This is a genomic window from Microbacterium sp. SZ1, from assembly GCF_002362255.1.
Classification (GTDB): Bacteria; Actinomycetota; Actinomycetes; order Actinomycetales; family Microbacteriaceae; genus Microbacterium.
This window is the reverse complement of sequence record NZ_LPVV01000003.1, coordinates 1-24527: the sequence shown is the minus strand read 5'-3', so window position 1 is coordinate 24527 and position 24527 is coordinate 1. Positions and strand designations below refer to the sequence as shown.

22 protein-coding genes are annotated in these 24527 nt (G+C 69.5%); 20 read left to right on the top strand and 2 right to left on the bottom strand.

Annotated elements, in window-relative coordinates; translation table 11 throughout:
- Positions 1–3: 3 nt before the first annotated feature.
- The 16 genes from AUC47_RS02340 (at position 4) to argH (ending at position 18499) form a co-directional block, all read left to right on the top strand.
- Positions 4–1380 carry a sensor histidine kinase gene (locus AUC47_RS02340; protein WP_096713643.1) on the top strand — a complete coding sequence of 459 codons (1377 nt, stop codon included), beginning with the start codon at positions 4–6 and terminating at the stop codon, positions 1378–1380.
- Positions 1377–2345 (top strand): TAXI family TRAP transporter solute-binding subunit, encoded by a 969-nt coding sequence (locus tag AUC47_RS02335; RefSeq protein WP_096713642.1) that lies wholly within the window; start codon positions 1377–1379, stop codon positions 2343–2345. The genes AUC47_RS02340 and AUC47_RS02335 overlap by 4 nt, the downstream gene beginning before the upstream one ends.
- Positions 2346–2713: 368 nt before the next feature.
- A complete protein-coding gene (locus AUC47_RS02330) occupies positions 2714–3460 on the top strand; it encodes an amino acid ABC transporter ATP-binding protein (RefSeq protein ID WP_096713840.1) in 747 nt (248 codons plus the stop codon).
- Positions 3461–3516: 56 nt separating this feature from the next.
- Positions 3517–4425 carry a glutamate ABC transporter substrate-binding protein gene (locus AUC47_RS02325; RefSeq protein WP_096713641.1) on the top strand — a complete coding sequence of 303 codons (909 nt, stop codon included), beginning with the start codon at positions 3517–3519 and terminating at the stop codon, positions 4423–4425.
- Positions 4426–4495: 70 nt separating this feature from the next.
- A complete protein-coding gene (locus tag AUC47_RS02320) occupies positions 4496–5143 on the top strand; it encodes an amino acid ABC transporter permease (protein ID WP_096713640.1) in 648 nt (215 codons plus the stop codon).
- Complete coding sequence (locus AUC47_RS02315) at positions 5140–6087, top strand: amino acid ABC transporter permease (RefSeq protein ID WP_096713839.1); 948 nt, start codon at positions 5140–5142, stop codon at positions 6085–6087. Before AUC47_RS02320 ends, AUC47_RS02315 begins: the two co-directional genes overlap by 4 nt.
- 33 nt (positions 6088–6120) lie before the next feature.
- A complete protein-coding gene (gene pheS, locus AUC47_RS02310) occupies positions 6121–7161 on the top strand; it encodes a phenylalanine--tRNA ligase subunit alpha (protein WP_096713639.1) in 1041 nt (346 codons plus the stop codon).
- Positions 7161–9683, top strand: coding sequence for a phenylalanine--tRNA ligase subunit beta (gene pheT / locus AUC47_RS02305; RefSeq protein ID WP_096713638.1), 2523 nt, complete (start codon positions 7161–7163; stop codon positions 9681–9683). Before pheS ends, pheT begins: the two co-directional genes overlap by 1 nt.
- Before the next feature lie 73 nt (positions 9684–9756).
- A complete protein-coding gene (locus AUC47_RS02300) occupies positions 9757–10476 on the top strand; it encodes a DUF402 domain-containing protein (protein WP_179297484.1) in 720 nt (239 codons plus the stop codon).
- 62 nt (positions 10477–10538) lie between these two features.
- Positions 10539–11504, top strand: a complete 966-nt coding sequence (locus AUC47_RS02295) for an NAD-dependent epimerase/dehydratase family protein (protein ID WP_096713636.1) — start codon at positions 10539–10541, stop codon at positions 11502–11504.
- A gap of 298 nt (positions 11505–11802) precedes the next feature.
- Complete coding sequence (gene argC, locus AUC47_RS02290; RefSeq protein WP_096713635.1) at positions 11803–12867, top strand: N-acetyl-gamma-glutamyl-phosphate reductase; 1065 nt, start codon at positions 11803–11805, stop codon at positions 12865–12867.
- Positions 12864–14021: a bifunctional glutamate N-acetyltransferase/amino-acid acetyltransferase ArgJ gene (argJ, locus tag AUC47_RS02285; protein WP_096713634.1), complete on the top strand. Its 1158-nt coding sequence runs from the start codon at positions 12864–12866 to the stop codon at positions 14019–14021. Before argC ends, argJ begins: the two co-directional genes overlap by 4 nt.
- Positions 14018–14935 (top strand): acetylglutamate kinase, encoded by a 918-nt coding sequence (gene argB, locus AUC47_RS02280; protein ID WP_096713633.1) that lies wholly within the window; start codon positions 14018–14020, stop codon positions 14933–14935. Before argJ ends, argB begins: the two co-directional genes overlap by 4 nt.
- A complete protein-coding gene (locus AUC47_RS02275; RefSeq protein WP_096713632.1) occupies positions 14932–16143 on the top strand; it encodes an acetylornithine transaminase in 1212 nt (403 codons plus the stop codon). The genes argB and AUC47_RS02275 overlap by 4 nt, the downstream gene beginning before the upstream one ends.
- Positions 16140–17069 (top strand): ornithine carbamoyltransferase, encoded by a 930-nt coding sequence (argF, locus tag AUC47_RS02270; protein ID WP_096713631.1) that lies wholly within the window; start codon positions 16140–16142, stop codon positions 17067–17069. Before AUC47_RS02275 ends, argF begins: the two co-directional genes overlap by 4 nt.
- On the top strand, positions 17069–18499 hold the full coding sequence (argH, locus tag AUC47_RS02265) for an argininosuccinate lyase (RefSeq protein WP_096713630.1): 1431 nt from the start codon (positions 17069–17071) through the stop codon (positions 18497–18499). Before argF ends, argH begins: the two co-directional genes overlap by 1 nt.
- Positions 18500–18529: 30 nt before the next feature.
- Here argH and AUC47_RS02260 read toward each other — a convergent pair whose 3' ends face one another.
- On the bottom strand, positions 18530–19117 hold the full coding sequence (locus AUC47_RS02260) for a DUF1349 domain-containing protein (protein WP_096713629.1): 588 nt from the start codon (positions 19115–19117) through the stop codon (positions 18530–18532).
- A 59-nt stretch (positions 19118–19176) separates the two neighbouring features.
- On the opposite strand from AUC47_RS02260, the gene AUC47_RS02255 reads away from it, so the two are divergent.
- The 4 genes from AUC47_RS02255 (at position 19177) to AUC47_RS02240 (ending at position 22871) form a co-directional block, all read left to right on the top strand.
- Positions 19177–19821: a SatD family protein gene (locus AUC47_RS02255; RefSeq protein WP_096713628.1), complete on the top strand. Its 645-nt coding sequence runs from the start codon at positions 19177–19179 to the stop codon at positions 19819–19821.
- Complete coding sequence (locus tag AUC47_RS02250) at positions 19818–20642, top strand: hypothetical protein (RefSeq protein ID WP_096713627.1); 825 nt, start codon at positions 19818–19820, stop codon at positions 20640–20642. The genes AUC47_RS02255 and AUC47_RS02250 overlap by 4 nt, the downstream gene beginning before the upstream one ends.
- 46 nt (positions 20643–20688) lie before the next feature.
- Complete coding sequence (gene tyrS, locus AUC47_RS02245; protein WP_179297483.1) at positions 20689–21990, top strand: tyrosine--tRNA ligase; 1302 nt, start codon at positions 20689–20691, stop codon at positions 21988–21990.
- An 83-nt stretch (positions 21991–22073) separates the two neighbouring features.
- On the top strand, positions 22074–22871 hold the full coding sequence (locus tag AUC47_RS02240; RefSeq protein WP_096713625.1) for a DUF4184 family protein: 798 nt from the start codon (positions 22074–22076) through the stop codon (positions 22869–22871).
- On the opposite strand, the gene AUC47_RS02235 is transcribed toward AUC47_RS02240, so the two are convergent.
- Entirely contained in the window at positions 22856–24175 is a 1320-nt protein-coding gene (locus tag AUC47_RS02235; RefSeq protein WP_256999407.1) for a CoA transferase, read from the bottom strand. The genes AUC47_RS02240 and AUC47_RS02235 overlap by 16 nt on opposite strands.
- Positions 24176–24527 lie beyond the last annotated feature (352 nt).

The following is a 24527-nucleotide window of genomic DNA, read 5'->3' as shown; positions in this document are numbered from 1 at the left end:
GGGATGCGCAGACGCCTCGTCGTCGTCTTCCTCGTGCCGCTGATCGCGATCCTCATGTCGCTCGGCGGCGTCACGGCGTGGAGCGCGACGCGCAGCATCCAGCAGACCTTCTACACCGAGCAGCTCGGCGACCTCGCGTACTTCGTGACCAGTGCCAGGCAGGCCCTGCGCTCGGGGGCCGCAACGGTGATCGACGCCGAGGTGCGCCGGTTCCACGAGGTCTACGACATCGATGTCCGGGTGTTCGATCTGACGGGCGCGGCGTGGGCGGCGGGCGACCGTGAGGGCGACGTGCTCTCCGACGAGGAGACGGCGCGCGTGGGCCTCGCGCTGTCCGGCCGGCGGGCGGAGGCTCCCGCGCCCGTGTTCCCGTGGAGCATCCCCGAGTCCTCGCTGGTCGAGCCGGTCTTCGACGACGGAGACGTCATCGGCGCGGTCATGGTGTCGGCCGACACCGCGGCTCCGCGCGCCGAGATCGTGCAGCAGGTCATCGTGCTCTCGCTCGTGTCCGTGACAACGGTGGGTCTCGGCATCCTGCTCGTGATGCAGCTCGCGCGCTGGGTGCTCTCGCCGGTGCGGCGACTCGACGAGGCGATGATCGCGATCGAGCGCGGGGAGATGGACGCGCGTGTCGCTGAGGACACGGGTCCGCCGGAGCTGCGACGTATGACGCGGGTGTTCAACGGCATGGCCGACGAGATCGAGCGGGTGATGACGAGGCAGCAGGAGTTCGCGCTCAACGCGTCGCATGAGCTGCGCAATCCTCTCAACGCGCTGCTTCTCCGCGTGGAGCACCTGTCGACGGGACTCGGCGACGAGTGGCGCGACGATGTCGAGGAGACGCGGGAGGAAGGGCGACGCCTGGTGCGCATCCTCGAGACGCTGCTCAGTCTCGCCAGGGGCGGCCGCGGCGACACCACGGTTTCTGCGGTGGACCTGATCGCTCTGGCCGGGCGACGCGCGGAGGCATGGCAGGAGGTCGCCGGTCAGCGGGGCATCTCGGTCGTGGCGCCGGGCGGGGATCCCGTCATGACCGTGACCGATCGGACGATCGTGGAGAGCGCGCTGGATGCGGTGATCGACAACGCCGTGAAGTACTCGACGCCCGATTCGGTCGTGGTGGTCGCGGCGCAGCGAGACGAGAACGCGTGCCGGCTGACCGTGCGCGACCAGGGGCCGGGGCTCACCGCCGAGCAGGCGGCTGCTGCCACCGACCGCTTCTGGCGCAGCGACGACAGGGGGGACACCCCCGGTTCAGGGCTCGGCCTCGCGATCGCGACGGATCTGCTCCGGTCCCTGGGGGCCGAGCTGCTCGTCGACTCGCCGGAGAGCGGCGGGCTGCTCGTCACCCTCCTCCTGCCGGACGGAGCGGACGCATGAGCGTGCGCATCACCGGGCGGCGCATCGTCGCAGGCATGCTCGCCGTGCTGCTCGCCGCGTCGATGAGCGCGTGCTCGTCGCGGTCCCCGGACTGGGACGATACCGACCACGAGATCGCAGGAGGCGGGGCGAACGGCGTCTACTTCGCGTACGGTGACGCGCTCGCCGCCGAGCTCGCGACCGGCTTCGACGTGCGCATGACCGCCGTTCAGACCGCCGGTTCGGTCGACAATCTGCTCCGCGTCAGCTCGGGGGAGGCTCTGCTCGGCTTCGCGCAGGGGGACGCCGCAGCGGATGCCGTGGAGGGCGAGGGCGCGTTCCGGGACCCGCTACCCGTGCAGGCCGTCGCCCGTCTCTATGACGAGTACCTGCACGTCGTGGTGCGCGCGGACTCTGATATCGACCGACTCGACGACCTCGCAGGTCGGGTCGTGTCGCTGGGAGCGGAGAACTCGGGGGTCAACGTCATCGCATCGCGAGTGCTGGATGCGGCGGACGTCGACCCCGCATCGATCAGCGACCCGGAGCTCGGACTCGCCGCATCGATCGACGCGCTGCAGAGCGGCGGGATCGACGGCTTCTTCTGGGTCGGGGGCGTCCCCACTCCCGGCATCGCCGAACTCGCGCAGACGACCCCCGTCCGGCTCCTGCCGATCGAGCAGAACTGGGTGAACCGCGTCAACGAACGCTACTCGTACGCCTACCGCCCCTCGGACCTGCCGGTCGGCCTGTACGGCCTCGAGGAGTCCGAGCCGACGCTCGCCGTGCCGAACTACCTGGTGACTTCGAGCGGCACCCCTGCGGAGGTGGTGAGTGACGTCCTTCGCGCCCTCTTCGACGGACGCACGCGTCTCGCGCACGACGTGCCTGCAGCTGCCCTCCTCGACCGCACGCAGGCGATCTTCACCGGTCCTGTCCCGCTGCACCCAGGGGCGATCGAGTACTTCCGCGAGCAGCGCGATTGATATTCCGATCGTCGATCTCAAGAAATCCTCAAGAAGTTCTCGTCCCGGCATTCCGCTCTGCCAATCTGGGGTCGATCGCGCATGATTCGACGGAGAATTCCTATGCCACAGTCCCGACGCCCTGCCCGCAGGCGAGGACTTCGGCATCCCGTCGTCTCAGCGCTCGATCGCATCGGATCGGAGGCTTGCTGCCTCGAGCTCCTTGGGGGAGGAGCACGGCAGCAGGGACGCCCCCACGGTTCGCGGGGGCGGACCGGGGGGCACTCCGCCGCCGAGGTGGAACCGCCGCGATCAGGGGATTACGAACGTGTAAATCTCCCCGAGTCCGCCTGGAGCCGCGTCACGCACGTGGTTAGTTTGGAGAAATGATGACCTCTGATAAGCCCCTCGTCGTGGTCGACGATGTGCAGAAGCACTACGGCGACTTCCAGGCGCTCACGGATATCAACCTCACGGTGAACGCCGGCGAGGTCGTGGTCGTGATCGGTCCTTCGGGTTCCGGCAAGTCCACCCTGTGCCGCACGATCAACCGCCTCGAGACCATCACGAGCGGGACGATCAGCATCGACGGCAAGGCGCTGCCCGCCGAGGGCAAGGGGCTCGCGAACCTGCGTGCCGACGTGGGCATGGTGTTCCAGTCGTTCAACCTCTTCGCCCACCTCACGATCCTCGAGAACGTGACGCTCGGCCCGATCAAGGTCCGCGGCATGAAGAAGGCGGATGCCGAGAAGGAGGCCATGGCCCTGCTCGAGCGGGTGGGCGTCGCGCAGCAGGCGTCGAAGCTCCCCGCCCAGCTCTCCGGCGGACAGCAGCAGCGTGTCGCGATCGCGCGCGCCCTGGCCATGCACCCGAAGGTCATGCTCTTCGACGAGCCCACCAGCGCGCTCGACCCCGAGATGATCAACGAGGTACTCGACGTCATGGTCGAACTCGCCCAGGAGGGGATGACGATGATCGTCGTCACCCACGAGATGGGCTTCGCGCGCAAAGCGGCAGACCGCGTCGTCTTCATGGCCGACGGTCAGATCGTCGAAGAGGCGACGCCGGAGGAGTTCTTCACGAACCCGAAGAGCGACCGCGCGAAGGACTTCCTCTCGAAGCTCCTCACGCACTGAGCCCTTCCCCGCACACTTCACAGACCCTGCACACACAGCACACGAAGGAGACGCACATGCGACGCACACGGACACTGGCAGGACTCGGTATCGCAGCCGCAGCACTGCTCGCCCTGACGGCCTGCAACAGCGGCAGCCCCTCGAACCCCGGCGGAGGCACCGGTGGCGACGAGGGCGGAGAGGACTCGACCTGGTTCGAGGTGGCGACGGACGTCGACCTCGAGGGCAGCCCCACGTTCGACGCCATCAAGGAGCGCGACAAGGTCGTCATCGGCGTCAAGGAGGACCAGCCCGGTCTCGGCTACCTCGACGTGACCACGAACGAGCGGACCGGCTTCGACGTCGACATCGCCCGCTGGATCGCCGCCTCGCTCGGCTACGACGAGGACAAGATCGAGTTCAAGCCGATCGCCTCGGCGAACCGCGAGCAGGCGATCACGAACGGCGACATCGACTACTACGTCGGCACCTACTCGATCACCGACAAGCGCAAGGAGCAGATCGCCTTCGCCGGCCCCTACTTCATCACCGGCCAGGGTCTGCTCGTCGCCGCCGACAACGACGACATCAAGAGCGAGGCCGACCTCACGGCCGACACCACGGTGTGCTCGGCGACCGGCTCGACGCCCATCCAGAACATCCGCACCAACTACCCGGAGGTCCCGACCAAGGAGTTCGACCTGTACTCCGCGTGCGTCGAGGCACTGCTCTCGGGCGAGGTCCAGGCCGTCACGACCGACCAGGCGATCCTGATCGGCTACGCGGCGCAGGACCCCGACAACCTCAAGGTGGTCGGCGAGCCGTTCACCGAGGAGCGCTACGGCGTCGGCCTCGCCAAGGACGACGCCGCGCTGCAGGAGTTCATCAACACGATGTTCACCGATGGCGGCGACACCTGGCAGGCGATCTTCGACAAGAACCTGGGGTCCTCGGGCATCGAGGTCACCCAGCCGGCCGTCGACTGATCGACTGAACGACCCGAGGGGGCGGCCGCCGCGGCCGCCCCCTCCTCAGAACTCAGAAGGGGAGGACGGCGTGGACGTCATCTTCGGAAACACCGACCTGTGGGGAAGAGCGCTGGGCAACACCCTGCTGATCTTCTTCGGCGGCGGTGTCCTCGCTCTCGTCCTCGGGATCATCGTGGGCGCCATGCGCGTCTCGCCTGTCCCGATCGCGCGCGGCGTCGGCACGGTGTACGTGAACCTCATTCGCAACACCCCGCTGACGCTCGTCTTCTTCTTCTTCGTCTTCGGCTACCCCCAGCTGGGTCTGCCGAAGCTCAGCACCACCATCCTCGGCATCCTCGCGATCGGCATCTACACCGCGACCTATGTCGCCGAAGTGCTGCGTGCCGGCATCAACACCGTCCCCGTCGGGCAGGCCGAGGCAGCCAGGGCGATCGGCCTCCCGTTCGGGCAGGTCATGTCCCTGGTCGTCCTCCCGCAGGCCTTCCGGTCGGTCGTGCCGCCCATGATGAGCGTGTTCATCGCGCTGCTCAAGAACACCACGGTCGCCGCAGGCTTCTCGGTCCTGGAGCTGGGAGCGATCCGCTCCTACCTCAGCGAGCGCGGTGAGAACGCGCTCGTCGTCCTCCTGTGGGTCGCGGCGATCTTCGTCGCCCTCGTCCTGCTGCTCAGCTGGCTCCAGCGGTATCTCGAGAACAAGTGGAGGATCGCGCGATGACTTCCGTCCTGTACGACGTCCCCGGTCCCAAGGCCATCCTGCGGAACCGGCTGCTCGGGGTGGCGACCGTCGTCGTCATCCTGGCCCTGCTCGGCTTCATCGTCTGGCGCTTCGCGGTCAGCGGGCAGTTCGACGCATCGCGCTGGTACGTCTTCACCTTCAGCGCCGTGTGGACCCAGATCTTCGGCGCCCTCGGTCGCACCCTCGCGGCGTTCGCCCTCGCAGGTGTGCTGAGCCTCGTCGTCGGGTTCGTCCTCGCGATCGGTCGTCTGTCGGATCACGCGTGGATCCGCGTGCCCGTGACCGTCATCACCGAGGTCTTCCGCGCGGTTCCCGTGCTCGTGCTCATGATGCTGCTCTACTACGGACTGCCGACGGTCGGCGTGAAGATGGAGCCGTACTGGGCCGTCGTGATCGCGCTCATGGTCTACAACGGCTCGGTGCTCGCCGAGGTCATCCGCGCGGGCGTCGAGTCGCTGCCCCGCGGTCAGAAGGAGGCCGGCTACGCGATCGGTCTTCGCAAGAGCGGCGTCATGCGCCTCATCCTCCTGCCTCAGGCGATCCGTGCCATGCTGCCGGTGATCGTCGCCCAGCTCGTCGTGACCCTCAAGGACACCGCGCTCGGGTTCATCATCACGTACCCCGAGCTGCTGTACTTCGCGAAGCAGCTGACGTCGCAGCAGGGACGCCCCGTGCTGCAGTCCGCGTTCGTTATCGGCGGCATCTACATCGTCATGTGCCTCATCCTGTCGGGCATCGCTCGCTGGCTGGAGATCCGCACCCGGCGGTCGCCCAAGCTCCGCGGAGGCGCGGGGGCGCCCGGCGGGCCGAACGAGGGACCTGACCCCCGTCAGCACGAGGGCGGCACGAACACCGAGCTGATCGCCATGCAGCGGGGCGCAGGCAAGTTCGACGGCACGAGTACCGGCACAGGCGGCGTCTGAGCGCGGCACTGTGCGCCGGTAGACTCGACTCTCGTGTCTGAGTCTCTCGAAATCACCCCGGAGGCGGTCGAAGCCGCTGTCGCGGCGGCGCTCGATGCCATCGCCGCCGCAGCCGACACCGCCGAGCTGAAAGCCGCCCGCGCAGCGCACGTCGCGGAGGGATCGCCGCTCGCGGTGCTCAACGCCTCGATGCGTCAGGTCGCCCCCGAGAACAAGGCGGCGTTCGGCAAGCTCGTCGGTCAGGGACGCGGACGCGTGACCCAGGCCCTCACCTCCAAGGAGTCCGAACTGGCCGCCGCCGAGGTCGCGGCCCGGCTGGAGTCCGAGCGCGTCGACATCACCGCGGTCTCCTCGCGTTCGCGCGTGGGCGCCCGGCATCCGCTCACGCTTCTCAGCGAGCAGATATCCGACATCTTCGTCGGCATGGGGTGGGAGATCGCCGAGGGTCCGGAGCTCGAGCACGAGTGGTTCAACTTCGACGCGCTGAACTTCGACGTCGACCACCCCGCTCGCCAGGAGCAGGACACGTTCTACGTCGACCCCACGTCGCGCCACCTCGTGATGCGCACCCACACCAGCCCCGTGCAGGTGCGCTCGATGCTCGACCGCGATGTGCCCATCTACGTGCTGTGCCCCGGCCGCGTCTACCGGACCGACGAGTTCGACGCGACGCACCTGCCGGTGTTCACGCAGTTCGAGGGCCTTGTGATCGACAAGGGCATCTCGATGGCCCACCTGAAGGGCACGCTCGACCACGTCGCGCGCCAGCTCTTCGGCCCGGAGGCGAAGACCCGCTTCCGCACGAACTTCTTCCCGTTCACGGAGCCCTCGGCGGAGCTCGACCTGTGGCACCCGACCTTCAAGGGCGGAGCGCGCTGGATCGAGTGGGGAGGATGCGGCATGGTGAACCCGAATGTGCTGCGCGCGGCGGGGATCGATCCCGACGTGTACAGCGGCTTCGCGTTCGGGATGGGCGTCGAGCGGGCACTCATGTTCCGCAGCGATGTGCAGGACATGCGCGACATGGCCGAGGGCGATGTCCGTTTCAGCGAGCAGTACGGGATGGTGGTGTGATGCGCGTCCCGCTCTCGTGGCTGCGTGAATACGTCGATGTGGCAGCGGATGCGACGCCCGAGGACGTCCTCGCGGCGATGGTCTCCGTCGGGTTCGAGGAGGAGGATGTCCACCGCTTCGACCTGCAGGGTCCGATCGTCGTCGGGCAGGTGCTGTCGCTCGAGCCGGAGCCCCAGTCGAACGGCAAGACCATCAACTGGTGCCAGGTCGACGTCGGCGAGGAGAACGGCGGCGTCCGCGGCATCGTCTGCGGCGCGCACAACTTCGTCGTCGGCGACAAGGTCGTCGTGACGCTTCCCGGCGCCGTGCTGCCTGGTCCGTTCCCCATCGCGGCGCGCAAGACCTACGGGCATGTGTCCGACGGCATGATCGCCTCGGCGCGCGAACTCGGCCTCGGCGACGAGCACAACGGCATCCTGGTGCTGTCGGACCTCGGCATCGATGCTCCCGTCGGCGCCGACGCGATCGCGCTGCTCGGCCTCGACGACGTCGCGGTCGACGTGAACGTCACGCCGGACCGCGGCTACGCGTTCTCGGTGCGCGGCATCGCACGCGAGTACTCGCACGCGACGGGCGCGAAGTTCCGCGACCCCGCCGAGCGGGACTTCGCCGAGCTGCAGCCGGGCACCGGCCATACCGCCGTCGTCGACGACGCCGCGCCCATCCGCGGCCGGGCCGGGGCGAGCGAGTTCGTCACCCGGGTCGTCCGCGACGTCGACCCGACGCGCCCCACGCCACCGTGGATGATCGCGCGCCTGTCGCTCGCCGGCATGCGGTCCCTGGGCGTGCTGATCGACATCACCAACTACGTGATGCTCGAGCTCGGCCAGCCTCTTCACGGCTACGACCTCGACAAGCTCCAGGGGGGCATCACCGTCCGACGCGCGACGCCGGGGGAGAAGATGACCACGCTCGACGGTCAGGAGCGGAAGCTCCACGTCGAGGACCTTCTGATCACCGACGAGTCCGGTCCCATCGGCCTCGCCGGCGTGATGGGAGGCGGCACCACAGAGATGAGCGAGACGACGAGCAACGTGCTCATCGAGGCGGCCACCTTCGACCCGATCACGATCGCGCGCACGGCACGCCGGCACAAGCTGCCGAGCGAGGCGTCCAAGCGCTTCGAGCGCGGAGTCGATCCGCTCGTGCCGTTCGTCGCCGCCCGTCGCGCCGCCGACCTCATGGTCGAGCTCGCCGGGGGAACGCTGACGGACGAGGGCGGTGCGCTCTTCGCCGAGATCTTCGTCGCCGAGATCGAGCTCCCCGCCGGTTTCGTGCAGGGGCTCATCGGCGTCGACTACACGGATGCCGAGATCGCCGACGCGCTGACGATGATCGGCGCCGAAGTGGCTCCGCTGGCGGACTCGAGCGCCGAGGGAGCCGGCTGGACCGTCATCCCCCCGACCTGGCGGCCCGACATCACCGACAAGTGGTCGCTCGCCGAGGAGGTCGCACGCATCCACGGCCTCGACCGCATCCCGTCGGTGTTGCCCACCCCGCCGTCAGGCCGGGGTCTGACCGCTCACCAGCAGGGGCGTCGTCGCGTCGCGAACGCTCTCGCCGCAGCGGGTCTGGTCGAGACGCCGTCGTTCCCGTTCACGACGGAAGCGCAGAACGACCTGCACGGCTCGGCATCGGGGGAGCACCTGCCGAGCATCCGCCTGGCGAATCCGCTCGACGGGTCGGCCCCGTACCTGCGTCGCTCGCTCGTCCCCGGGCTCCTTCAGACCGCGCACCGCAACATCTCGCGCGGCCTGACCGATCTCGCGCTGTTCGAGACCGGTGTCGTCTTCCTGCCCGAGCCCGGCGTCACGTACGGCACCGACGAGGTGCCGCCGCTGGGCGCGCGGCCCTCCGATGAGACGCTTGCGCAGCTGAACGCCTCCATCCCGCCGCAGCACCGCCATGTCGCGGTGCTGCTCACCGGCAACACCGCGGCGCGTCAGCCTGGCCGTGCGGCGGAGCCCTCCGGCCTTTCGGAAGCGCTGGATGCCGTGCGAGTCATCGGTGAAGCGGCCGGCGTGACGATCGATGTCGCCCAGTCGCAGCGTGCGGCGCTTCATCCGGGGCGCACGGGCGTGCTCACCGTCGACGGCGCCGAGGTCGGGTACGTGGGCGAGCTCCACCCCGACGTCGCCTCCGCCGCTGATCTGCCCGGCCGCGCGACCGTGGTCGAGCTCGACCTCGACGGCATCCTGTCGCTCGCCGGCGCGAAGTCGGTCGCGCCCTCGCTGTCCACGTTCCCCGCGGCGACGCAGGACGTCTCGCTCGTCGTGCCCGCTGAGGTGCCGGCGGGCGATGTCCGCGCGGCCCTCATCGAGGGTGCGGGGGAGCTGCTCGAGTCCGTGGGTCTCGTCGACGACTACCGCGGCGAGGGACTGCCCGACGGCGCCAAGAGCCTCACGTTCGCGCTGCGCTTCCGCGCCGACGATCGCACGCTCACCGCGGCGGAGGCGACCGACGCGAAGCTCGCGGGCGTGGCCATCGCCACAGAGCGCTTCGGCGCCACGATCCGCGACTGAATCCGAGACGCGTGCCGCATCCCGATGGCGGATGCGGCACATGCTCGGGCCGGCTCACCGGTATCGTGGCGAGATGACGACCGTGAACCCGCACCCCACGCCGCCGTCGGCACCGCACGGGACGCGTCCGCTGGGCGAGCCGCCTTTTCTCGCGCCAGGAGATCAGATCGACTGGCACTACCGCAAGCCGGGGTGGCTGCGCGGCGAGCCCTCGACGATCGCTCCGATGCGGGTCGTCCGCGATGATGAGCGCGGGCTCGTCGCCTGGCTCGCGCCGGGGACCGAACAGGAGGGCCAGGGCGCGGCGGACGGGCAGCGCGTGCGCACTGTTCCGCTCGAGCGGCGCTGGATCGAACCGCGTCGGCGCATCGTCGAGGAGTGGGTGGGCAACGGCATCCTGCGGATCGCGCCGGCCGGTCGACCATGGTCGGTCTGGCTGTTCTGGAGTGAGGCGACGGGTGCCGACTGGACCTTCGCCGGGTGGTACGTGAACCTCGAGAACGCGCATCTGCGCACCGACCACGCGACCTTCACGTCGGACCATGTGCTCGACGTCGAGATCGAGCCGGACGGACGGATCAGCATGAAGGACGAGGACGAGCTCGTCGCCGCCATCGAGCAGGGCCGCCTGGACAGCGATCAGGCGGCGCACATCAACGAGCACGCCGCAGCGGCCATCGCCTCGTTCACCGCCGGGGACTGGCCGTTCGGCCCCGAGTGGATCGCCTGGCGCCCTGATCCCACGTGGACCGTGCCGGTTCTCGACGGGCTCGAGGACCTGCGCGCGCCCTGATGGGCCTCCGCTGACAGCGGATGCCCCTTCCGCTGCAGCGAGGATGCTGGTGACATGGACCCATGGCGGATGTACTGATCCTCGGCGGAACGGGGTGGTTGTCGGGGCGCATCGCGCGACGCTGGCTGCTGTCGGGCGCAGCGGTGACGTGTCTCGCGCGAGGCGAGCGCCCGGCGCCTGACGGAGCGACGCTCGCGATCGGCGACCGCGACGACCCGGATGCCTACGACGTCGTCTCGCGCACCGACTGGGACCACGTCGTCGACGTCTCGTCCCGAGCCGATCACGTCCGCGCGGCCGTGGAAGCGCTCCGCGAGCGAGCGGGCCGGTGGACCTACGTCTCATCGATGTCGGTCTACGCCGACGACGTGACGATCGATGCCGACGAGACCGCGCCCCTCGTCGCTCCGGCCACGTCCGGCGAGGACGAGTACGGGGCCCAGAAGGTCGCCGCCGAGAACGCCGTTCGCCAGCTCGGCGAGGACCGCATGCTGATCGTCCGGCCGGGGCTCATCGTCGGCGACGGCGATCCGAGCGACCGGTTCGGCTATTGGGCGGCGGCGTTCCTCCGGGCGCGGACGGAGCCCGTGCTCGTGCCGACCGCCGACGGCCGGGATGCGCAGGTCATCGATGTCGCCGACCTCGCAGAGTTCGTCGTGACGACAGCGGCCACCGGCGTCGTGAATGCGATCGGCGACCGGCATCCGCTCTCCGACGTGCTCGCGCTGTTCCGCTCGACCGCGCAGCATGACGGCGACACCGTCGAGGCGACGGACGACTGGCTCGTCGCGCAGAACGTGAACTACTGGGCGGGGGAGAGGTCGCTGCCGCTGTGGCTGCCCGCTGAGATGCCGGGCTTCATGCGACGGTCGAACGATCGATATCGCGAGGCGGGCGGCGGCCTCCGACCGCTCGAGGACACGGTCGCGACGGTCATCGCCGATGAGGACCGACGCGGCGTCGACCGCCCGCGACGCGCGGGGCTCACCCGCGACGACGAACTCGCCCTCTTGAGCCTCCTCAGTTAAGGGGGGACGGTCGTCGCGCGGATGGCGGGCAACCGGGCTCCGTGCGGGAGCCACCTCCTGTGACGCGGCCGATTTGCGCGTCCTGCGAGGGGCGCGCTATCGTCGCGGCATGCCTTCGGCCCCCGCCACCCTGACGCTCGCTCCGAGCATCATCGCTGTGCGCCGACGCCGCGGCGGCCGCCGACTCTAGGCGACCCCGCGCTCCTGCCTGCCCGGCGGTCGAGTGCCGGTGTCGCCGCCCCGGCCCCCGACACTGCACCCTGAGTTCCGCGAAGGGTCCGACCGTTAAGGTAGAAGCATGACGTATTCCGTCGCCGTCTCCGGCGCATCCGGCTATGCGGGCGGCGAGATCCTACGCCTCCTCGCCGGGCATCCCGACATCGAGATCCGCACCGTCACGGCCCACTCGAACGCCGGGCAGCCGCTCGTCCGGCACCAGCCCCACCTGCGCTCGCTCGCCCACCTCACGCTGCAGGACACAACCCCCGAGGTCCTCGCCGGGCACGACATCGTCTTCCTCGCGCTGCCTCATGGGCAATCGGGTCAGTACACCGACGCGCTGGGCGACACCCCGCTCGTGATCGACGCGGGGGCCGACCACCGGCTCACCTCCCGGAACGCCTGGGACGCCTTCTACGGGGGAGCCTTCCACGACGCCTGGACCTATGGGGTTCCTGAGCTCCTCGCGGGCGGCGTCAAGCAGCGCGAGCAGCTGCGGGGTGCGACCAGGATCGCCGCGCCGGGCTGCAACGCCTCGACCGTCAGCCTCAGCCTCGCACCGGGAGTCGCGGCCGGTGTCATCGACCCCCGCGATATCGTCTCCGTGCTCGCGGTCGGCCCCTCGGGCGCCGGCAAGAGCCTCAAGACCAACCTGCTGGCGAGCGAGATCCTCGGCACGGCCAACCCGTACGCGGTCGGCGGCACCCACCGGCACATCCCGGAGATCCGGCAGGCCCTCGCCGCGGCATCCGGCATCACGCCCGACGCGGCCGAGGACCGCATCCGGATCTCCTTCACGCCGGTGCTCGTGCCGATGTCGCGGGGCATCCTCGCGACCTCGACGGCGCCGATCGTCGAGGGCGTCACCGACGAAGAGATCCGCGCCGCGTGGGAGTCGGCCTACGGCGACGAGACCTTCGTGCAGCTGCTGCCCGCCGGGCAGTTCCCTCGCACCGCGGACGTCCTCGGCGCGAACACCGCGCTCATGGGACTCGCGATCGATCGGGCCGCGAACCGCGTGACCGTCGTCACCGCCGTCGACAACCTCGTCAAAGGCACGGCCGGCGCCGCCGTGCAAGCAATGAACCTCGCGCTGGGGCTCCCCGAGTCCCGCGCCCTCTCAGTGAACGGAGTCGCGCCGTGAGCGTCACCGCCCCCGCAGGATTCGAGGCGGCCGGAGTCGCCGCCGGACTCAAGTCGACCGGCAAGCCCGATGTCGCCGTCGTCGTCAACCGCGGGCCCCGCAAGGTGGGCGCCGCCGTGTTCACCAGCAACCGGGCCAAGGCCAACCCGATCATCTGGTCGCAGCAGGCGGTCGCCGATCGCGTGGTCGAGGCCGTCGTGCTGAACTCGGGCGGGGCGAACTGCTTCACCGGAAGCTTCGGCTTCCAGACCACGCACCAGACCGCCGAGAAGGCCGCCGAGCTCCTGGGCATCAGTGCGGGCGACGTGCTCATCTGCTCGACCGGGCTCATCGGCGTGGGCGACGAGGTGTTCCGAGGCAAGGTGCTCGCCGGTACGGAGCAGGCCATCGCCGAGCTCTCGCCGGACGGCGGGGAGATCGCCGCCGAGGCCATCATGACCACCGACAGCGTCTCGAAGACCGCCGTCGTGAGCCGCGACGGATGGACCATCGGCGGCATGGCCAAGGGGGCAGGCATGCTCGCGCCCGGTCTCGCGACCATGCTCGTCGTCATCACCACGGATGCCGTGCTCGAGCCCCTGGAGGCCGACGCCGCGCTGCGGGCCGCGACCGGTCGCACGTTCGACCGGCTCGATTCGGACGGGTGCATGTCGACCAACGACCAGGTGACGCTCCTCGCCAACGGGGCATCGGGTGTCGCACCCGCGCTCGACGACTTCGGGGCCGCGCTCCGTGAGCTGTGCCAGGAGCTCGCCGTGAAGCTCCAGGGCGACGCCGAGGGCGCGAGCCACGACATCACGATCGAGGTGCGCCACGCCGCGTCCGAGACGGATGCCGTCGAGGTCGGCCGCTCCGTCGCCCGCAACAACCTCTTCAAGGCGGCGATCTTCGGCAACGACCCCAACTGGGGCCGAGTGCTCGCCGCGATCGGCACGACGAACGCACAGTTCGATCCCTACGACGTGGACGTGTGGATGAACGGTGTCCGCGTGTGCAGTGAGGGCGGCCCCGACCGTCCGCGCGAGGAGGTCGACCTCTCGCCGCGCGCCACGCACCTCGTCATCGACCTCAAGGTCGGCGACGAGACGGCGACGATCCTCACCAACGACCTCACCCACGACTACGTGCACGAGAACAGCGCCTACGCCTCATGACCGACATCCAGGACACAACGCCCGACGTCGCCGCAGCGAAGGCATCGACGCTCATCGAGTCCCTGCCGTGGCTGAAGAAGTTCCGCGACCAGATCGTCGTCGTCAAGTACGGCGGCAACGCGATGGTCTCGGACGAGCTGCAGGAGGCCTTCGCCCAGGACATCGCGTATCTGCGCTACGTCGGCGTGCTGCCGGTCGTCGTGCACGGCGGGGGACCGCAGATCTCGAACATGCTCGAGCGTCTCGAGATCCCCAGTGAGTTCAAGGGCGGCTATCGCGTCACCAACACGGAGGCCATCGGCGTCGTGCGGATGGTGCTCACCGGTCAGGTGAACCCGCAGCTCGTGTCGAAGATCAACTCCCACGGCCCGATCGCGACCGGCCTCAGCGGGGAGGACGCCGGGCTCTTCGGAGGCCGCCGCCGCGGGGTCGTCGTGGACGGCGAGGAGATCGACCTCGGTCGGGTCGGCGACGTCGTGCAGGTCGACCCGACCCCGGTGCTCGACCACCTGTCGGCCGGACGGGTCCCCGTGGTGTCGAGTATCGCTCCGGACCTCGACCACCCTGGTCAGTCGCTCAACGTGAACGCCGATGCCGCGGCGGCCGCGCTCGCCGTGGCGCTGAAGGCGCGCAAGCTCGTCATCCTCACCGATGTGCCAGGACTCTACGCCGACTGGCCCAACCGCGACTCCCTCGTATCTCATCTGACCTCGGACGCGCTCGTCGACATGCTGCCCTCTCTGGAGTCGGGCATGATCCCGAAGATGCGCGCATGCCTCGACGCGGTCGAGGGCGGCGTCGACGCCGCGGCGATCATCGACGGACGGGTGCCGCACTCGGTACTCGTCGAACTCTTCACGAGCAAGGGAATCGGAACAGAAGTGGTCAAGGGAAGCGCAGGGACGACGGCATGAGCACGTGGCAGGACGACGCGGAGAACGACCTGGTCCTCAATGCGGGACGCCGCCTCGCTCTCCTCACACGAGGCGAGGGTTCGTACCTCTGGGACTCGGAGGGCACCCGTCACCTCGACTTCCTCGCGGGCATCGCCGTGACCTCGCTCGGTCACGCGCATCCGGTGTTCGTCGATGCGGTCGCGACGCAGGCGGCGACCCTCGCGCACGTCTCCAACTACTTCGCCACGCCGCCGCAGCTCGCTCTCGCGGCGCGCCTCAAGCGCCTCGCCGGCGCGGGCATCGACGGCCGCGTCTTCTTCTCTAACTCGGGAGCCGAGGCGAACGAAGCGGCTTTCAAGCTCGCCCGTCTGCACGGAGGTGCCGACAGGCCGCGCATCCTCGCACTGGAGAACGGCTTCCACGGTCGCACCATGGGGTCGCTCGCCCTCACCGCCAAGTCGTCGATGCGTGCTCCTTTCGAACCCATGCCCGGAGGCGTCGAGCACATCCCGGCCACGATCGAGGCGCTCGAAGCCGCGATCGATGACCGCGTCGCCGCCGTCATCGTCGAACCCATCCAGGGTGAGGCGGGCGTCGTCGATCTGCCCGACGGGTACCTGCAGGCAGCGCGGTCGCTGACGCTCACGCACGGTGCCCTGCTGATCGTCGACGAGATCCAGACCGGCGCGGGTCGCACCGGAGCCTGGTTCGGCTTCAGTCACGAGGGCATCACGCCCGACGCCATCACGCTCGCGAAGGGTATCGGCGGCGGCTTCCCGATCGGCGCACTCGTCACCTACGGGGGGGCGAGCTCGCTGTTCACACCGGGGTCGCACGGATCGACGTTCGGCGGCAACCCGCTCGCCACCGCCGTAGCCGATGCGGTGCTCGCGGAGATCGAGCGCGCGGGCCTCGTCGACAACGCGGCCCGTCGCGGGGAGGAGCTGCGCGAGATCATCACCGGTCTCGACTCGCCGCTCGTCGCCGAGGTGCGCGGGCGCGGTCTGCTGATCGGTGTCGGGCTCAGCGCTCCGGTCGCCGGCGATGTCGTGGCAGCCGCTCAGGCGCACGGCCTCATCGTCAACGCGGCCAACCCCGAGACCGTGCGCATCGCGCCGGCCCTCACGATCGGGGATGCCGAGCTCGCCGAGTTCCGCGACCTGTTCGCCGCCGCGCTCGCCGACGTCTCGGCATCTCTCACCGACTCCGGAAAGGCTCACGCATGACCCGCCACCTCCTTCGGGACGACGACCTGACCCCCGCGGAGCAGGCGGAGATCCTCGACCTCGCGATCGAGCTGAAGAAGGATCGCTGGGCGAACAAGGCCCTCGCAGGTCCTCAGACCGTGGCCGTCATCTTCGACAAGTCCTCGACACGCACTCGGGTCTCGTTCGCGGTGGGCATCGCCGATCTGGGCGGTTCGCCGCTCATCATCTCGACGGCGAACAGCCAGCTCGGCGGCAAGGAGACACCGTCGGACACGGCCCGTGTGCTCGAGCGCCAGGTCGCCGCGATCGTATGGCGCACCTACGCGCAGGCGGGGCTCGAGGAGATGGCGGCAGGAACCCGCGTGCCGGTCGTCAACGCGCTGTCCGATGACTTCCACCCGTGCCAGCTGCTCGCCGATCTGCTCACGATCCGGGAGCACAAGGGCGATCTGAAGGGCCTCACCCTGACGTTCTTCGGCGACGGACAGAGCAACATGGCGCACTCGTACGCGCTCGCCGGCGTCACGGCCGGGATGCACGTGCGCATCGCCTCGCCCGCCGATTACGCTCCCCGTGCCGACGTCGTCGAGGCGGCCGACCGCCGGGCGGCGGAGACCGGCGGGTCGATCACCCTCCTCACCGATCCGGTCGAGGCGGCGGCTGGAGCCGACGTCGTCGTCACCGACACCTGGGTGTCGATGGGCAAGGAGGAGGAGAAGCTCGCTCGCATCCGTGACCTGGGCGGCTATAAGGTCACGCCCGAGACCATGACGCTCGCCGACTCCGAGGCGATCTTCATCCACTGCCTCCCCGCCGACCGCGGCTACGAGGTCGACTCCGAGGTGATCGACGGGCCGCAGAGCGTGGTGTGGGACGAGGCGGAGAACCGCCTGCACGCGCAGAAGGCGCTGCTGGTGTGGCTGCTCGGCAAGAAGGACGCGTGATGACCTCTTCCAAGAACGACGGGACCAACGAGGGCGCGCTGTGGGGCGCCCGCTTCGCGAGCGGTCCGTCACCCGAGCTCGCCGAGCTCAGTCGCTCCACGCACTTCGACTGGATCCTCGCGCCGTACGACATTGCGGGTTCGCACGCGCACGCGACCGCCCTCGAGGCGGCCGGGTACCTGGAGGCCGACGAGGCAGCGAAGATGCACGAGGGCTTGGATGCCGTGGCGCGCAAGGTCGCCGACGGCAGCATCCGTCCCGTTCCCTCGGACGAGGACGTGCACGGGGCACTCGAGCAGGCGCTGATCGCGGAGCTCGGTCCGGAGCTCGGCGGGCGCCTGCGGGCCGGCCGCAGCAGGAACGATCAGATCGCGACGCTCGTGCGGATGTACCTGATCGACCACGCGCGGGTGGTCGCCCGCGACCTGCTCCGGGTGATCGACGCGCTCGTCTCCCAGGCGGAAGCCCACCCCGACGCGATCCTCCCCGGGCGCACGCACCTGCAGCACGCGCAGCCGGTGCTTCTCGCTCATCACCTTCAGGCCCATGGCTGGCCGCTGGTGCGCGAACTCGAACGGCTGGTCGATTGGCGTCGCCGCGCGGGTGTCTCGCCCTACGGCGGGGGAGCGTTGGCCGGGTCCACGCTCGGCCTCGACCCGGCGCTCGTCGCCTCGGAGCTCGGCCTCGATCGGCCGGCCGAGAACTCGCTCGACGGCACCGCTGCGCGCGATGTGGTCGCGGAATTCGCGTTCATCGCTGCGATGACGGGCGTCGATCTGTCACGTCTCAGCGAGGAGATCATCCTCTGGAACACGCGCGAGTTCGGCTTCGTGACCCTGCATGACAGCTGGTCGACCGGGTCGAGCATCATGCCTCAGAAGAAGAATCCCGACATCGCCGAGCTCGCCCGCGGAAAGTCGGGTCGTCTCATCGGCAACCTCTCGGGTCTGCTGGCGACCCTCAAGGGGCTGCCGCTCGCCTACAACCGCGATCTGCAGGAAGACAAGGAGCCGGTCTTCGACTCGGTGCAGACGCTCGAGGTCGTGCTGCCCGCGTTCGCGGGGATGATCGCGACGCTCCGCTTCGACACCGAGCGCATGGCCGCACTGGCGCCTGAGGGCTTCTCGCTCGCGACGGATGTCGCGGAGTGGCTGGTGAAGCGACGGGTGCCGTTCCGCGACGCTCACGAGATCTCGGGTGCGCTGGTCCGCGCCTGCGAGGAGCAGGGGATCGGCCTGGAGGACGCTTCCGACGAGCTGCTGCAGTCGGTGTCGCCGCACCTCTCGCCCGAGGTCCGGGAGGTGCTCACGATCGAGGGGTCGGTGGCGTCGCGTACCGGTGCGGGAGGGACGGCACCTGAGCGGGTCGCCGAGCAGCGCGCGGAGCTCGTCGCGAGGGCTCAGGCCGCAGCGCACGCCCTCGGACTCTGACGCGGAACCGGGTCGCGAGTTCGTCCCGTGTCAGTGCAGCGCGCCGTCGGCGTCGGTCCGCGCCCAGCGGGTGAACGTGACGGTGAGTCCGGCGCGCGTCGGCGCGGCGAGGAAGGGGCCGGCGGAGGCCGTCGCCTCGCCGTCGAACGGCGCGACCCGCACGAGTCGCCACGGTCCATCGTCCGCGCGGGCTCGGACGATCACGGCATCCGTCCATCGGCTCACGCGCACGGTGATCTCGCTGTCGAGCCAGTCGTCGACATGGCCCACCGACCAGTCGGAGCGGATCGCCGTCACGACAGCGCCCAGGCCGAGGTGTCCGTCGGCATATTCGACGCCGGCTTTGACCCAGTGCTGGTCGTCGGTCCGGACGAAGACGCCGGCCTGGTCGAATTGGCCGGTCCAGGGTGCGCGGAAGGAGACTTCGACGGCCTCGCCCACCCGGAGCGGTGCGAGCAGCGCGTGCTCGGTGTCGTGCACGAAGCCATAGGCCGTGTGCCGCCAGGCGTCGCTGCCCTCGACGGCGGTGACGGCGAGGCGGTCGTCGGCGGAGTCGATCGCTGCGGGAGCGGTGGTCCAGGTGCCCTGGGTCCAGGGGAGGATGTCTGCATCAGGCATAACGACAGCCTATAGCCAAATAAGGCATAAACTTCGAATATGCGTGATATGGTTATCGCATGGTCATCGCCGTGGTCGCCGACATCGTGGGCTCTCGCAAGCTCGACGATCGCTCCGCCGCGCAGCGCGTGCTCGATAAGACGATCGCTCTCGTCGAGCAGGACATACCGCTCGCGAGCCAGCCGCTCACGCCCACAGTAGGCGACGAGCAGCAGGGCGTCTACCGTCGCCTGGAAGACGCCCTGATCTCGTTGCTCATGATCCAGCTGCGCCTGCCCGACGGGGTCGGCTTCCGGTTCGGCGTCGGCATCGGAGCGGTCAGCTCGGTGGAATCGGTGCACCGCGAGCTCGCCGACGGTCCCGGCTGGTACGCCGCGCGAGAGGCGATCGAGACCGTGCACGCGAAGGAGGGGCGCACCGTCCCCCGCTCGAGGACGTGGATTGTCGGTGCCCCGGGGCAGGATGAGGTGATGGAGAGCACGATCGCCGCTTCGAACGCGTACCTGCTCGTGCGCGACGAACTCGTCGGCGCGATGTCCGAACGCGAACGGCGCCTCACCTATGGGCGCCTGATCGGTCGTTCCCAGCTCGACCTCGCCGACGAGGAGGGGATCACGCAGCCGAGCGTGTCGAAGTCCCTGCGCAATGCCGGCAGCACCGCGATCCTAGACGGGGTCGTCGCTCTCCGGGGAGGCACCTCATGATCACCGCCGGTTTCGCCCTGCTCGCCGTCGGAGCGGCCGACCTCGTGCGGCAGTTCGCGCCACGCCGCTGGATCGGCTATCTGACGGTCGCGATCATCCTGCTGCTGCTCGGCAGCGTGAGCGACGCCCTGCTCCCGATGATCGCCGCGCTGGCGGTCGGCGCGCTGTGGGTGTGGTGCATGCCCTCCGAGCGTCGCGCGCCGCTGGGTTTCTGGCCGGCGGTGCTGCTCGGCATCCTCGTCATCGGCGCCGTGGTCTGGCTCGGCCCCCGTCAGGACACCGGCCTGATCGGAGGGATCTGGGAGCTGCGGTCACCGTTCGGCGAGGTCCCCTTCGATCTCGCGGTGCTCAGCTTCGGGGCCGCCGTGTTCCTCCTCGAATCCGCGAACCTCGTCGTGCGCGCCGCCCTCGACGGCGAGCACACCTGGCGACCGGTCGACATCGCCCGGACGAACGCTCCGTCGGAGTCCGAGCCCGCTGCCATGACGACGACCGCGCCGCCTCTCTCTACGACGACGGATGCCGCTGGCGACCCGATCGCACCCACCGCGGCCTCGGGACCGGTCGACCCGCGCAGCGGGTTCAAGGGTGGGCGTCTGATCGGACCGCTCGAGCGGATTCTCGTGCTGATCCTCACCCTCGCGGCGGCGTACCCGATCCTCGCCGCCATGCTCGCCGCGAAGGGAATCGTCCGGTTCCCCGAGATCTCCCGTGACGGCGAGACCGGTGCCCGCGCCGAGTACTTCCTCGTGGGCAGCCTCGTCAGCTGGGTGATCGCCCTCGGCGCTGCGTTCCTCGTGTGGTGGGCCGCGCACAGCTGACCGCGCGGCGCGATGTGACGCGATCCGCGCTGATAGCCTGGATCGCGTGTCTGATTCCGCTCTGACGACCGCCGCGCCGGCGATCGATCCCACGTTCGAGAACGTGTGGGACGAACTGCTGTGGCGCGGCCTCGTCCATGTGTCCACCGATCAGGAGGCGCTGCGCGCCCTTCTCGCCGGGGATCCGATCACGTATTACTGCGGCTTCGATCCGACGGCACCCAGCCTGCACCTCGGCAATCTCGTGCAGCTGCTGACTCTGCGGCGCATCCAGCTCGCCGGCCACAAGCCCCTCGGCCTCGTCGGTGGGTCGACCGGTCTGATCGGTGACCCGCGGCCCACGGCCGAGCGCACGCTGAACACCCGCGAGACCGTCGGCGAGTGGGTCGATCGGCTGCGCGCACAGGTCGAGCGCTACCTGAGCTTCGAGGGCGACAACGCAGCGCGCATCGTGAACAACCTCGACTGGACGGCGCCGCTGTCGGCGATCGACTTCCTCCGCGAGATCGGCAAGCACTACCGTGTCGGCACGATGCTCAAGAAGGATGCCGTCGCCGCGCGCCTGAACTCGGATGCAGGCATCAGCTACACCGAGTTCAGCTACCAGATCCTCCAGGGCATGGATTTCCTGGAGCTCTACCGCCAGTACGACTGCGTCCTGCAGACCGGCGGATCGGACCAGTGGGGCAACCTCACGAGCGGCACGGACCTCATCCACCGCGTCGAGGGCGTCTCGGTGCATGCGATCGGAACGCCGCTGATCACCAACAGCGACGGCACGAAGTTCGGCAAGAGCGAGGGCAACGCGATCTGGCTCGACGCCGAGATGTGCAGCCCGTACCGCATGTACCAGTTCTGGTTGAGCACGGCGGATGCCGACGTGATCGATCGACTCAAGGTGTTCACGTTCCTGAGTCGTGCCGAGATCGAGGAGTACGCGGCGCTCGTCGAGTCCGAGCCGTTCCGCCGCGCGGCGCAGAAGCGTCTCGCGCTCGAGGTGGTGGCCACGGTGCACGGTATCGATGCGGCCGCGGCCGTCATCGCGGCATCCGAGGCCCTGTTCGGCCAGGGCGACCTGACGACCCTGGATGCCGGGACGCTGCGGACCGCGCTCGAGGAGCTGCCGAATGCATCGCTCGCCTCCGGCACGCCCGTCGTCGACGCACTCGTCGCGACGGGTCTCGTGTCGAGCCTCTCTGAAGCACGGCGAGCGATCGCCCAGGGCGGCGTCTCGCTCGACGGCGTCCGCGTCGAAGACGAGAGCGGGACCGTGCGGGGCTCGCTCCCCGGCGGCGTCTCGGTTCTGCGACGCGGCAAGAAGACCCTCGCAGGGGTCTTCGTCTCCTGATCCGATCCTGACGGCGGCGATCCGGGTGTTCCCAGGTCGCCGCCGTTAGGCTTCACGGGTTCGTCGCTCGACAGGAGACAGCCATGCCGTTCACGCCGAGCCACGCGCTGGTGGCGCTGCCGTTCATCCGGACGCCGCTCGTGCCCGCCGCGATCGCGATCGGCGCCATGACACCCGATCTGCCCCTGTTCCTGCGCGGCGTCGGCCTCGACTACGGATTCACCCACACCTTCGCAAACGTCGTGTGGACCGCGGTCGTCGCCCTTGTGCTGTTCGTCGTCTGGCGTGTGGTGCTGCGTCCGGCGGTCGGCGAGCTCGCCCCGCTCTCGATCGCGCGGCGCCTGCCGGCTGACTGGCCGACGACCGGTGTGGCCGCGGTTCGAGGCGCGCTGATCGGGGCACCGCCACGTCCGGTGTACCCGGTGCTCCTCGCCGTCTCGCTCGTGCTCGGCGTGGTGTCGCACATCGTCTGGGACCTCTTCACGCACGAGGGGCGGTGGGGCGTCGACGTGCTCCCCGCACTCGACGAGATGTGGGGGCCGCTCAAGGGATACAAGTGGCTGCAGCACGGGTCGAGCATCCTGGGTCTGGTCGGCATCGGCGTCTGGATGCTCCTGTGGCTCGACCGCGCCGAGGTGCGTGACGACGTCGTGCAGTCCGTACCCGCAGGGGTGCGCCTCGCGTGGTGGGCGTCCCTCCCGGTCGTCCTGCTGGTCGCCCTGATCCTCGGCTACGCCGTCCACGGTCCCTTCACCGAGGACTTCACCGTGCAGCACCTCGCGTATCGGATGCTGCCGCCAGCGTGCGCTCTGTGGGGCGCCGCCACGCTGGTGCTCTGTCTCTCGCTGCCGCTGTTCCGTCGCGCTCACCAGCGCGGCTGATCGCGACTCCATCGGCGGGGCGCTGCGAATTCGAGACCGGGGAGCGCTGGCCGTGCGGTCGTCAGCCGGAGACCGTCCACGTCGAAAGTCGCGACGTGCGGCGCGGTGTCGAACTCGCGGGCCGGTTGCGGCTCATCCTGCCTCGCCATCCCGAGGAGCTCGGCGGCCACTCGGCGGAGGGAGGTGCTGATGCGGAACCCGCCGCCCTCGTCTTCCTGTCGTCGCAGCGCGGCAATGACGCCGGCCGCGAGCAGGTAGCCGGCGCTGTGGTCGAGCGCCTGGGCGGGGAGCACGCCGGGCCGGACGCCGTCTGGAGACTCGACCACGGCGATCCCGGACTCCGCCTGCACGAGGCTGTCGAAACCCGCCCGCTCCGGACGATCGCATCCCCAGGCGCTGAGCTCGGCAACGACGAGGGACGGATGTCGCGCGAGAAGGTCGTCCGCAGCGACACCGAGGCGGGCGAGAGACGAGGATCGGTAGCCGAGAACCACCACGTCGGCGTGATCGAGCAGGGCCCGGAAATGCTCCGTCCGGGCGTCGAGCAACGCGGAGCGCTTTCCGTGCCCGGTATCGAAGTGCTGCCATTCCGGCTCAGGAAGGTGCGGAGGATCCAGGCGCAGCACGTCCGCACCGAGTAGCGCGAGGGTTCTCGTGCACACCGGACCCGCGATGACACGGGTCAGGTCGAGCACGCGGATGCCGTCGAGCGGCCGAGCTCCCGAGCCGATCCGGCCGGTGACTCTGGAGCGGTCTCGGGAGCGCTCGAGCTCGACCAGGGGAGACCGACGCAGCGCGCGGTCGACGGCCGGCTGCTCGGGGAGGACTCGAACAGCAAGGCCGCCGGCGTCGGCGACGGCGGCGACGACCTCGTCGGATCTCCTGTCGCCGACGATCCGTTCGAGATCTCGCGCCGTCGACTCGTCGCGCAGGGAGAGTGCGCCTCGAAGGGCCGCCGCATGGTGGGGGTAGTTCGCGTGGGTGCGGATCCAGCCGTCGGCCGTCTGCCAGAAGCCGGACAGTGGTGCCCACACCGTCGGCGCCGCGCGGTCGATGGTGAGCACGCGGTCGCTGCGGTAGGACATCGCTATGCGGTCCCCGTCAGGGGGCGTGCGGATGCCGCTGACCAGTCCGACCGCGCGCACACTGCACCAGGCGAGCTCCGCCGTCGCGAGCCGCGAGGGGAGCGGCGTCTCGCCGGCGGCGCCGAGGTGGTCATCGGCACCGTGTGGACGGAGGCCGATGTCCGTCCACACCCGTTCCAGGAGCGTGGATGCGGTGTCTGACGGCGAGGTGGGGGGCACGCTCCGATCGTACGACTCCGGGCCGTCGAGGTGGTTTCCGCTTCCGGTCTGCGAAAAGTGTGATCGGATGGCGTTCGACACGCCCGGGGTGCCGCGCCCGATTTGCCAGAACCCCGGGATCCGCGTAACTTATTACCTGTTCGCCCCACAGGGAAGCGGAGAGGCCCAAGAGCTTCACCCCCCTCAAGCGGAGAACCACCTCCCACCTCACACTTGTGAGAACAGACGCGTGCGTCTAGGATGGGAGATCCACCCCTTCTGCGGCTGTCATCGGTTGCGCAGCGGATCTGAGATCCGCGAGTCGCGCCGATTTGACAAGCGAGACAGGGTGGGTAAGATTGAGAAGTTGCCC

Excerpts from the sequence above, each read along its gene's own strand:
- AUC47_RS02340 (WP_096713643.1), top strand. The coding sequence starts at position 4 with ATGCGCAGACGCCTCGTCGTCGTCTTCCTCGTGCCGCTGATCGCGATC.
- AUC47_RS02335 (WP_096713642.1), top strand. The coding sequence starts at position 1,377 with ATGAGCGTGCGCATCACCGGGCGGCGCATCGTCGCAGGCATGCTCGCC.
- AUC47_RS02330 (WP_096713840.1), top strand. The coding sequence starts at position 2,714 with ATGACCTCTGATAAGCCCCTCGTCGTGGTCGACGATGTGCAGAAGCAC.
- AUC47_RS02325 (WP_096713641.1), top strand. The coding sequence starts at position 3,517 with ATGCGACGCACACGGACACTGGCAGGACTCGGTATCGCAGCCGCAGCA.
- AUC47_RS02315 (WP_096713839.1), top strand. The coding sequence starts at position 5,140 with ATGACTTCCGTCCTGTACGACGTCCCCGGTCCCAAGGCCATCCTGCGG.
- pheT (WP_096713638.1), top strand. The coding sequence starts at position 7,161 with ATGCGCGTCCCGCTCTCGTGGCTGCGTGAATACGTCGATGTGGCAGCG.
- AUC47_RS02300 (WP_179297484.1), top strand. The coding sequence starts at position 9,757 with ATGACGACCGTGAACCCGCACCCCACGCCGCCGTCGGCACCGCACGGG.
- AUC47_RS02295 (WP_096713636.1), top strand. The coding sequence starts at position 10,539 with ATGGCGGATGTACTGATCCTCGGCGGAACGGGGTGGTTGTCGGGGCGC.
- argC (WP_096713635.1), top strand. The coding sequence starts at position 11,803 with ATGACGTATTCCGTCGCCGTCTCCGGCGCATCCGGCTATGCGGGCGGC.
- argB (WP_096713633.1), top strand. The coding sequence starts at position 14,018 with ATGACCGACATCCAGGACACAACGCCCGACGTCGCCGCAGCGAAGGCA.
- AUC47_RS02275 (WP_096713632.1), top strand. The coding sequence starts at position 14,932 with ATGAGCACGTGGCAGGACGACGCGGAGAACGACCTGGTCCTCAATGCG.
- argF (WP_096713631.1), top strand. The coding sequence starts at position 16,140 with ATGACCCGCCACCTCCTTCGGGACGACGACCTGACCCCCGCGGAGCAG.
- argH (WP_096713630.1), top strand. The coding sequence starts at position 17,069 with ATGACCTCTTCCAAGAACGACGGGACCAACGAGGGCGCGCTGTGGGGC.
- AUC47_RS02260 (WP_096713629.1), bottom strand. The coding sequence starts at position 19,117 with ATGCCTGATGCAGACATCCTCCCCTGGACCCAGGGCACCTGGACCACC.
- AUC47_RS02255 (WP_096713628.1), top strand. The coding sequence starts at position 19,177 with ATGGTCATCGCCGTGGTCGCCGACATCGTGGGCTCTCGCAAGCTCGAC.
- AUC47_RS02250 (WP_096713627.1), top strand. The coding sequence starts at position 19,818 with ATGATCACCGCCGGTTTCGCCCTGCTCGCCGTCGGAGCGGCCGACCTC.
- AUC47_RS02240 (WP_096713625.1), top strand. The coding sequence starts at position 22,074 with ATGCCGTTCACGCCGAGCCACGCGCTGGTGGCGCTGCCGTTCATCCGG.